Consider the following 9,845-nt stretch of genomic DNA (forward strand, 5'->3'; position numbering starts at 1 on the left):
ATGGTTGCATCTCTTATTTGAAGGAGCTGGTTATCAGTTCGATTTCGTTGCAATCGGTGCTGGAGACGGATCGCGCGGAGCTGCGCGAGGTGAAGACGCATGCGGCGGGGCCGGAGGGAGCGCTGCCTCTGTCGGCGGAGATGCTGGTGCGCGAGCCTTCGGGCAACCTGTTTGGGCTGAGCCAGAATGCGGGGATGGGTTGGGAGACGGGGCGATTGCTGGACCCGGAGTTTCTGATTCTGAGCACGCATGGCGGTCTGCGCGCGGAGGATGGCAGGCCGATCGCGCTGGGGTTTCACACCGGGCACTGGGAGGTGGGCCTGCTGGTGGCCGAAGCGGCGCGAGAGTTGAAGGCGCTGCATGCGGTCCCGTTTGCGGGTGCGTGTACGGATCCTTGCGATGGCAGGACGCAGGGCACGGCGGGCATGATGGATTCGCTGCCGTTTCGCAATGACGCGGCGATGGTGCTGCGAAGGCTTATGCGGTCGCTGCCGACGCGCAAGGGCGTGCTGGGAGTTGCGACGTGCGATAAGGGACTGCCGGCGATGATGATCGCGCTGGCTTCGGCCGGGGCGCATCCGGCGGTACTGGTGCCGGGCGGAGTGACGCTGCTGCCGGAGAGCGGCGAGGATGCGGGCAAGGTGCAGACGATCGGGGCGCGGTTTGCGCAGCAGCAGATCTCGCTCGAGTACGCGCAGGAGGTTGGGTGCAGGGCGTGCGCGTCGCCAGGAGGCGGATGCCAATTTCTGGGGACGGCGGCAACGGCTCAGGTTATCGGTGAGGCGCTGGGGTTGTCGCTGCCGCATACGGCGCTGGCACCTTCAGGACAGGCAATCTGGCTGGATGCGGCGAAGAGGTCTGGACGTGCAATCATCCGGTTGCACGATCTCCGGCTGGGCGCGCGGGGGGTGCTGACAGACGCGTCTGTGAGGAATGCAATGGTGCTGCATGCGGCTTTTGGGGGGTCGACGAACCTGCTGCTGCATTTGCCGGCGATCGCGTTTTCTGCTGGGCTCAGGCGGCCGACGCGTGAGGATTGGGAGGCCGTTAACCGCGAGACGCCGAGGCTGGTGGATGCGCTGCCGAATGGACCCCGGGGGTTCGCGACCGTGCAGGTGTTTCTGGCGGGCGGAGTGCCGGAGGTGATGCTTCATCTGCGCGAGGCTGGGCTACTGGATCCCAGCGCGAAGACGGTGAGCGGAGAATCGCTTGGCGCGAGTCTCGACTGGTGGAAGCAGAGCGAGCGGCGGCAGGCTCTGCGAAAGCGCTTGAAGGATCTCGATGGGATCGATGCGGACGAGGTGATTATGGCACCGGACAAGGCGCGGTCGCGTGGGCTGACTGCGACGGTGTGTTTCCCCGTGGGGAATTTGGCCCCCGAAGGGGCGGTGATCAAAAGCACGGCGATCGATCCATCGTTGATCGGTGAGGACAACGTGTACCGGCATCGCGGGCCAGCGCGGGTGTTTACTACGGAGGAGGCAGCGATTGCGGCGATCAAAGAGGGTCGGATCGGGCATGGGGATGTGCTCGTGCTGATCTGCGGAGGACCGAAGGGCGCGGGTATGCAGGAGACATACCAGGTAACGTCGGCACTGAAGCAGCTGCCGCATTGCAAGCATGTGGCTGTGATTACGGATGCGCGGTTCAGCGGAGTTTCGACCGGCGCGTGCATCGGGCATGTTTCCCCGGAGGCGCTCGCCGGGGGGCCTGTGGGGAAGGTGCAGGAGGACGATCTGATCGAGATCGTGATCGATCGCGGGAAGTTGACGGGAACGGTGGACCTGATTGGCGACGCCTCGGTGGAGTTTGGTGCCGTGGAGGGTGCGCGTCGGCTGGCGGCAAGAAAGCCGAGACAGGATCTGAAGGCGCATCCGGATCTGCCGGAGGATACGCGGCTATGGGCGGCGCTGGTGGACGCGAGCGGAGGCGTTTGGGGCGGGTGCGTGTACGACACCGACAGGATCGTTGCGGTGCTGGATAAACGCAACTGAACGGTTGCTCGATCTTCGAAGTTTATTTTCTGGAACAAAAGCAGCAAGTTAGCGCCGCTTTGCGGCGTTGGCGAGTTAGCAAGTTAGCGGGTAAGAGTGGTTCCTCTGCTTTCATGCTTTCAATAGTGGAAATGCGGTAATGCGCAGTTTGGCTGACGCGTAGGGAATGAGAGTGATATCTTCTTCTGCGGCATCGCTGGTGACGGGGCTCTGAGGAAGGGCGTCGGCTGCGCCGTCTTCGGCGCGCCAGACGGGGAGCTTGCGGGCTTTCACGCTGAGCTGAACGGGGGCGGTTTTGCGGGCGAAGGGCGTGTCGCCGATTTCAGATTCGGAGACCTTGATGTCGGCGGTGGGGTTGTCAGGTTTGAGTTTCACTGCGTAGTTCCAGGACGTCGTTGGGTAGACCTGCCAGTCCGCGGTCATGCCGCGATCGCGGAGTTTAACCCAGCTTTCGCCGATGCCGTACGAAAAGACCAAGGGCCCGCGTTCCATGGCGATGGAGTCGTTGAACCAGCGCGAGGTGCGGGGCTGCATGGGGAAGGTAATCTCTACGCGGTCGCCGGACTTCCAGGTGCGGTCAAGACGCGCGAAGGAGCCGGGCTGCGGCTCCGGTTCGGGTTTGCCATTGATGGCGGTGACTGTGCCGGCGGCCCAGGCTGGGATGCGCAGGTGGAGCGGGAAAGCTACGGCCGAAGCGGGATTGATGGTGAGCTTGATGGTGCCGCGGAAGGGGTAGCTGGTTTCTTCGACGATGTGGATTGCGGTGCCGCGGATGCTGGTGCGAACTTCGCAGGGCGCGTAGGCTGCTGCGACTATGCCGTCGTGCTGATCGGAGTTCGGATCGCCGGAGAGCAGGAAGAGGCTGGCGGCGAACTTGGGCCAGCCCTGGTGGAAGTTGGCGGTGCAGCAGCCGAAGTTGGGTTCGAGGCCGAAGAGGTTTGATTCGGGGCCGTCGCTCACCCATGGCTTGTGGTGCAGGCTGCACTCGACCTGGTTGGGCTCCTGGTTGTACTGGTGCGCCCACATATCGTCCGTTAGCGTGCCGGGAAGCGCGTTAAATGCGAGGCGCTCGAGGCGATCGCCGAATGCTGCGTCCCCGGTGATGGCGAGGGCTCGCTCGAGAGAGAACATGTATTCGACGACGGTGCAGAGTTCGGAGCCCTGCGAGGGATCGCGGCCGGAGAGGTGTTCGTCGCAGGAGAACATGCCATTGGGGAGGCCGTGATAGCGGTCGAGTTCGGCGATCATCTGCCCGGTGGCTTTTCGGTCGGTGTCGGAGCCGGAAACGAGAGACCAGATCGCGCCGGTCTTAATGGCCTGGCCGTTGTTGACTCCGTGGGTGGCGAGGGCGAGGTCTTTGAGGCCGCCGCCCTCGTTGAGCTTGATGTAGTCGGCGGTGATTTTCTGCTTGTAGGGAAAATCGGAGATTTCGCCGATCCAGTTATAGCCCTGCTGGTGGAGGAGGCGGGCGAGGTCGAGGAGGTATGGCGAGCCGGTGCGGTTGTAGAGCCAGATGACGCTGAGGGCTTCGTCCTGCCAGCGGAATTTTCCCCAGTCGCGCAGGGGACGTTTCGGAAGCTCGCCGAGTTGATGCCGGAAGTAGCGATCCATGAGCGGGACGACGCGGGGATCGCCGGTGAACTCCTGGTATTGGGTAAGGGCTTTGAGGGCGACGATGCGCGGCCACCAGTCGTCATTCGAGGCAGGACCGATCATGCCGTTCGGGGCTGGATGGGTGAGGATCCAGTCGATGTACTTCTGCGCTTTTGCTTTGAGGCGTGCGTCGTCGAGCAGGTATGCGAGCGGGACGAGGCCGTCGAGGAAGTAGGGACCGCGCTCCCAGGATTCGCCGGTGCCACCGAGCCATCCGCTGTTGGGGCCGACGTCGGCCCAGGTTTCGTCGAGGTGGCCGCTCAGGCCGCTGGCCTGGATCTCGAGCTGGCGGCGAAGCCATCCGGCGGGACGGACGGAGCCGAGAGGGAGCGCGAAAAACGTGCTGGAGTGGAGCGGGGCGCGGTCTTTGACTGCGGGAGCGGGGGCTTGCTCGTCCGCGGCGAAAAGGGAGCGGGCCGGCAGGGTTGAAGCGAGTGCGGCGACTGCGGACTGCTTGAGAAATCTGCGGCGGGTAGTGCGATAGGAGCGAGACATAGTGGATGAGAAACGACCGTCAACAGAGTAATGGACGGGAGAGGATGAGGGCGAAGGCGTTAGAGTGTTGGGGATGAAAAATCTTCGGGTCTTGATTGTTTTGCTGGCGGTCTTATGCGGTGCGTTTGGTGGCGGGCTTCGGGCGCAGGCTGGGAATCGTGCGGCGAAGTCGGGAGCGTCGCCGCAGCTTGTGGTGATCGATACGGATATCGGCGATGACATCGATGATGCGTTCGCGCTGGCGCTGGCTTTGAAGAGTCCAGAGCTGAAGGTGCTCGGGGTGACGACAACGTTTGGAAATACGCAGATGCGGGCGCAGCTAGTGGATCGGTATCTGAAGGCGGTGGGGCGGGCCGACATTCCGGTCTTCGCGGGTCCAGCCACCAAGACGGACAACGTGATGACGCAGGCGGCGTATGCGAAGCGGGACCCGAGGACGAGTTTTGGGGATGGTGCGGAGTTCATTCTCCGTGCAGCGCGGCAGCATCCGGGGCAGGTAACGCTGATTGGGATCGGTCCGCTGTCGACGGTGGAGGCGGCGATCAAGAAGGATCCGGCGGGGTTTAAGAAGCTGAAGCGCGTGGTGATTATGGGCGGGAGTGTCTACAAGGGCTACGGAGTCGACGCGCAGGGAAAGCCGAAGCCTGCCGAGCCCGAGTGGAACATTCTCAATGACCCTGCCGGGTTGAAGGCGCTGCTCGGGTCGGGCGTGACGGTGGCGATGATGCCGCTCGATTCGACGCAGGTGCCGCTGGAGACGCAGGGGCGGGAGGCGATTTTTGCGCACGGGTCGGAGCTGACGGATCAGTTGACGCTGCTGTATCACCAGTGGATGGGTGGCACTCCGAACCACAGTCCGACGCCGACGCTATTCGATCCGGTTGCCGTGACTTATACATTCCGGCCGGAGCTGTGTCCGGCGAAGCCGATGCATATCGATGTGGACGCGAAAGGGATGACGATGCCGGGGCAGGGTGCGCCGAATGCGGAGGTATGCCTCGAGTCGAACGAGAAGGGGTTTCTGGATCTGCTGGTGAAGCGGGTGGCGGGGGAGTAGCTTTCAGCTGTCAGCTATCAGCTTTCAGCTCACACCACGCAGTGCCGGGTTACTGGCTCGTGGCCGTAGATGGGAATAAAACTAGATCGCTGAAGGCTGAAGGCGAGGCCTCGGGCGGCTGGGTCAGAATCACACCTGTGTTTCGCGTCACATGCAAATCCATTGACAGCGCTGGAAAGTAGGAGAAAAATGGCGGGTCGTTGAAAATCTGACCTGTTTGTGTGCGCTGGGAGGGAGCGGCGAAAGATGCTGAACTGGAAGACTTTGGGAGTAGTGGCTCTATTAGGTGCAGGGCTCGTGGTGACGGGGTGCAAGTCGGCTCCAGAACTGAGTAAGGATCAGGCCCTGAAGATGGTGCAGGACAAGTACGATCAGACTGCACCGGTGGGCGTCAACGTTCTGGTAGACGATGCCGGGATGCGCCAGGGGGCGACGGCCAAGCTTTGGGATCGGACGAAGGTGTTTCCCAACAAGCTCTGGGCTGATTTCAAGCTGACGCCGGACGGGAAGAAGGCCGTGGTGTTGCCTGGCGGCGGCGACACAATCGAGTGGCGTCCGGCCAGCCTGGAGGACAAGACCTATACAATCGTCGTGACCACGACGGCTGCTAACCACCTGAAGGCGAAGGATATGGGTGATCTTCAAGACGAGATGCTGGCCGGGGCGGACACGGCGAAAGCGGGCCGGTATACCGAGGTTCAGAATCTGACAGGGGTGCCTCAAACGCTGCAAGACATCATTGCGCATAACCCGCAGAACAAGGTGAGTTCGAAGCGGGAAGCTGACTTCGCGCTGGTCAATGGGTCGTGGACGTTGAAGGCGATCCGTTAAAACTATGAAAAGCAGCGGAGGGGGCACTCAATCCGTTGACCCCTCTCACTTTTCTTGTTATGTTTAGAAGGTTCCGCAAGAACACGCCTCTCTGTGTGCGCTAGTTGTGCTGACAGAATGGGCGCGTAACGGGAGATTCCGGCAGCGAGGTTCGCTGGAGTTCAGCCCGAGGGCCGCTGGGAGTTGAGCGGCTGAAGTCCTGAAGAGCTCTCCTCTTGCGAAGGGCAGGGACAAATCGCCAAGCCGAACGAAGGAAAGACGGTTAGGCGATGATCGCATCGGTGCTCGCGCGTTTCTCCACCTTGGAGGGCTATGCGAGCCGGAACTAGCGAAACGGAATTGGCTCCTCTATAAGGACGACCGATCACCGTCCTGGTTCTCGTCTGGAAGTGGAACGAAGGCAGACGCGAAGCAGCAACCTGGGCTTCCGTGCGCGTGCGCGCTTTAGAGCGCGCCAAAGGCATGGAAGGAGCCAATTGTCTGCGCGCGGCTGAATGCAGGTTGGGCAGAAGGTTTTTGGGGTAAGGAGTTTCGGTTTGCCGACATTTAATCAATTGGTTCGGAAGGGGCGTACGGCCCCGCGGTACAAGACGGCGTCTCCTGCACTGCAGGCTTCGCCGCAGCGGCGCGGAGTTTGCACCCGCGTGTACACACAGACCCCGAAGAAGCCGAACTCGGCTCTGCGCAAGGTAGCTCGCGTGCGGTTGACCAACGGGATTGAGGTTACGACCTACATCCCCGGTATCGGTCACAACCTGCAGGAGCACTCGATTGTGCTGATCCGCGGCGGCCGTGTGAAGGATTTGCCGGGCGTTCGCTATCACGTGGTTCGTGGAACGCTGGATTCGGTGGGCGTGGCCAACCGGAAACAGAGCCGTTCGAAGTACGGTGCGAAACGCGCCAAGGGCGGAGCGGCAGCGGGTAAGAAGTAACGAAGTCGCCAGTTTCCAGTTGCCAGTCTCCAGTGGCGAATGGATCTGAAAACTGGCAGCTGGAAACTGTGAACTGTTTTTAGAGGAACTATGCCGAGAAAAGGGCACATTGGAAAGCGGGAAGTGGCAGCGGATCCGGTTTACGGGTCCACGCTGGTCACCAAGTTTGTGAACTCGATGATGTGGGGCGGCAAGAAGTCGACCGCGCAGGGCATCTTCTACACCGCCATGAAGAACCTGGAAGAGAAGGGCGGCGGGGAAGAGGCTATCAAGCTGTTTAAGAAGGCTGTCGAGAACTGCAAGCCGCTGCTCGAGGTGAAGACCCGCCGTGTGGGCGGCGCCAACTACCAGGTGCCGATCGAAGTGAACCCGGACCGGCGTACGTCGCTGGCGATCCGCTGGCTGATCACCTATGGCCGCGCGCGCGGTGAGAAGGGCATGATCGACAAGCTCACGAACGAGCTGCTGGACGCGGCAAACGGCCGTGGCGCGGCGATGAAGAAGAAGGAAGACGTGCACCGCATGGCGGAAGCGAACAAGGCGTTCGCGCACTATCGCTGGTAAGAAGCAGGGACCGAGGGACCAAGGGAACGAGGGACCTCACAGTTAACAGCGGGACGGGAAGCGCCCGCAAAGGATTATCAAGTGCCTCGCAATATTCCCCTAAGTCGTTGCCGGAACATCGGGATCATGGCGCACATCGACGCCGGTAAGACGACTGCCACCGAACGCATCCTGTTCTACACGGGCATCACGCACCGTATCGGCGAAGTGCACGAAGGCACCGCCACCATGGACTACATGGAGCAGGAGCAGGAGCGCGGCATCACCATCACGTCGGCTGCTACGACGTGCATGTGGCAGAACATCCGCATCAACATCATCGATACGCCCGGCCACGTGGACTTCACTGCTGAGGTGGAGCGTTCGCTGCGTGTTCTGGACGGCGCGGTCGCGGTGTTCGATTCGGTCAGTGGTGTACAGCCGCAGACGGAAACGGTCTGGCGGCAGGGCGACAAGTACAAGGTTCCGCGTATCTGCTTCGTGAACAAGATGGACAAGAACGGCGCCGATTTCGAGCACGTTCTGGACACGATTCGCAAGCGGCTTGGCGCGCGGCCCGTAGCGCTGCAGATTCCGATTGGCGCAGAGGCGAATTTCAAGGGCGTTGTCGATCTCATCGAGATGAAGGCCATTCTGTGGCACGACGAGACAATGGGCGCCAAGTACTCCGTGGAAGAAGTTCCGCCCGATCTGCTGAAGAAGGCTGAAGCTTTCCGTATGCAGCTGATCGAAGTGATCGCAGAGACCGACGATGTTCTGCTCGAGAAGTTCCTCGAGGGCGAGACGCCGAGCATTGAAGAGCTGAAGAAGGGTATCCGGCAGGCGACGATCGATCTGAAGGTCTTCCCGGTCATCTGCGGATCCGCATTCAAGAACAAGGGCGTGCAGACGCTGCTCGATGCGGTTGTGGATTACCTGCCGAGCCCGCTGGACAAGCCTCCGGTGGAGGGTATCGATCCTTCGCATCCGGATCAGAAGCTGACCCGCAAGGCTGAGGACGGCGAGCCGCTTTCGGCGCTCGTATTCAAACTGATCAACGATCCATTCGGCAAGCTGTCGTTCATCCGCATCTACTCGGGTTCGCTGAAAACCGGCGACACGATTCAGAATCCGCGTACCGGCAAAACGGAGCGGGTGGGGCGCCTGGTGAAGATGCACGCCAACAAGCGCGAGGACATTACCGAGATCTATGCCGGCGATATCTGCGCGTGCGTTGGATTGAAGGATCTGAAGACGGGCGATACGCTGTGCGATCCGCAGCATCCGATCGCGCTGGGCGCGATCACGTTCCCCGAGCCGGTTATCTCGGTGGCAATCGAACCGAAGACGAAGGCCGATCAGGAGAAGATGGGCATCGCTCTGTCGCGGCTTGCGGATGAGGATCCGACCTTCAAGGTTCGTACGGACGAGGATTCGGGCCAGACGATCATTAGCGGCATGGGTGAACTTCACCTCGAAATTCTTGTGGACCGCATGAAGCGCGAGCACAAGGTTGAGGCGAACGTGGGCGAGCCGAAGGTGGCGTTCCGCGAGACGATTCGCAAGGCAGCCGAGGCCGAAGGCAAGTACATCCGTCAGACCGGCGGTTCGGGCAACTACGGGCACTGTAAACTGCGCGTCGAGCCGAACGAGCCGGGCAAGGGATACGAGTTCATCAACGACATCAAGGGCGGCGTGGTTCCGAAGGAATACATCAAGCCGATCGACCAGGGCGTTCAGGGCGCGATGGAGTTGGGTATTCTCGCAGGCTTCCAGATGGTCGATATCAAGGTATCGCTGTTTGACGGCAGCTACCACGAAGTCGACTCGAACGAAATGGCGTTCAAGTTTGCCGGTTCGATCGCCTTCAAGGAAGCTGCGCGTAAGGCGAGCCCGGTGCTGCTGGAGCCGGTGATGGCGGTCGAGGTGACGGTGCCTGAGGAGTTCATGGGCACGATCATCGGCGACATCAACTCGCGCCGTGGACGGATTGAAGGTATGGAGCACGCAGCGGGATCGCAGGTGATCAAGGCGATCGTTCCGCTGAAGGAGATGTTCGGCTACGTGAACGACATTCGTTCGTCGACACAGGGCCGCGCGTCGTACTCGATGCAGTTTGCGCGCTACGAAGAGGCGCCGCGCATGATTGCCGATGAGATTATCGGGCGTGCGCAAGGGAAGTAAGAGCAAGTTATCAGTTGTCAGTCACCAGTTATCAGTAGATGCAACTGAAAACTGGCAACTGTGAACTGAAGACTGGTTTTTGGGGCTGGAGCCGGAATGCCGGCGCCCCTGGGAGCAACTGGAAGTACGAGCCACTGAAAGGGATTTGGATTTCTT

At 61.2% G+C, this 9,845-nt stretch carries 7 protein-coding genes; 6 read left to right on the forward strand and 1 reads right to left on the reverse strand.

What is annotated here, in order from left to right:
* Positions 1–17 precede the first annotated feature (17 nt).
* Positions 18–1,994: a YjhG/YagF family D-xylonate dehydratase gene (locus tag DHV10_RS11695; RefSeq protein ID WP_275425909.1), complete on the forward strand. Its 1,977-nt coding sequence runs from the start codon at positions 18–20 to the stop codon at positions 1,992–1,994.
* A gap of 111 nt (positions 1,995–2,105) precedes the next feature.
* Here the strand turns inward: DHV10_RS11695 and DHV10_RS11700 are convergent, their stop codons facing one another.
* On the reverse strand, positions 2,106–4,142 hold the full coding sequence (locus DHV10_RS11700; protein WP_109486488.1) for a beta-L-arabinofuranosidase domain-containing protein: 2,037 nt from the start codon (positions 4,140–4,142) through the stop codon (positions 2,106–2,108).
* Between the two features lie 73 nt (positions 4,143–4,215).
* On the opposite strand from DHV10_RS11700, the gene DHV10_RS11705 reads away from it, so the two are divergent.
* The 5 genes from DHV10_RS11705 (at position 4,216) to fusA (ending at position 9,689) form a co-directional block, all read left to right on the forward strand.
* Positions 4,216–5,199 (forward strand): nucleoside hydrolase, encoded by a 984-nt coding sequence (locus DHV10_RS11705; protein WP_109486489.1) that lies wholly within the window; start codon positions 4,216–4,218, stop codon positions 5,197–5,199.
* A gap of 246 nt (positions 5,200–5,445) precedes the next feature.
* Positions 5,446–6,030 carry a hypothetical protein gene (locus DHV10_RS11710; RefSeq protein ID WP_109486490.1) on the forward strand — a complete coding sequence of 195 codons (585 nt, stop codon included), beginning with the start codon at positions 5,446–5,448 and terminating at the stop codon, positions 6,028–6,030.
* A 536-nt stretch (positions 6,031–6,566) separates the two neighbouring features.
* A complete protein-coding gene (gene rpsL / locus DHV10_RS11715) occupies positions 6,567–6,962 on the forward strand; it encodes a 30S ribosomal protein S12 (protein ID WP_109486572.1) in 396 nt (131 codons plus the stop codon).
* 90 nt (positions 6,963–7,052) lie between these two features.
* Positions 7,053–7,526 (forward strand): 30S ribosomal protein S7, encoded by a 474-nt coding sequence (gene rpsG / locus DHV10_RS11720; protein ID WP_109486491.1) that lies wholly within the window; start codon positions 7,053–7,055, stop codon positions 7,524–7,526.
* Positions 7,527–7,607: 81 nt separating this feature from the next.
* Positions 7,608–9,689 carry an elongation factor G gene (gene fusA, locus DHV10_RS11725; protein ID WP_109486492.1) on the forward strand — a complete coding sequence of 694 codons (2,082 nt, stop codon included), beginning with the start codon at positions 7,608–7,610 and terminating at the stop codon, positions 9,687–9,689.
* Positions 9,690–9,845 lie beyond the last annotated feature (156 nt).

It is taken from the genome of Occallatibacter savannae, from assembly GCF_003131205.1.
GTDB lineage: Bacteria > Acidobacteriota > Terriglobia > Terriglobales > Acidobacteriaceae > Telmatobacter > Telmatobacter savannae.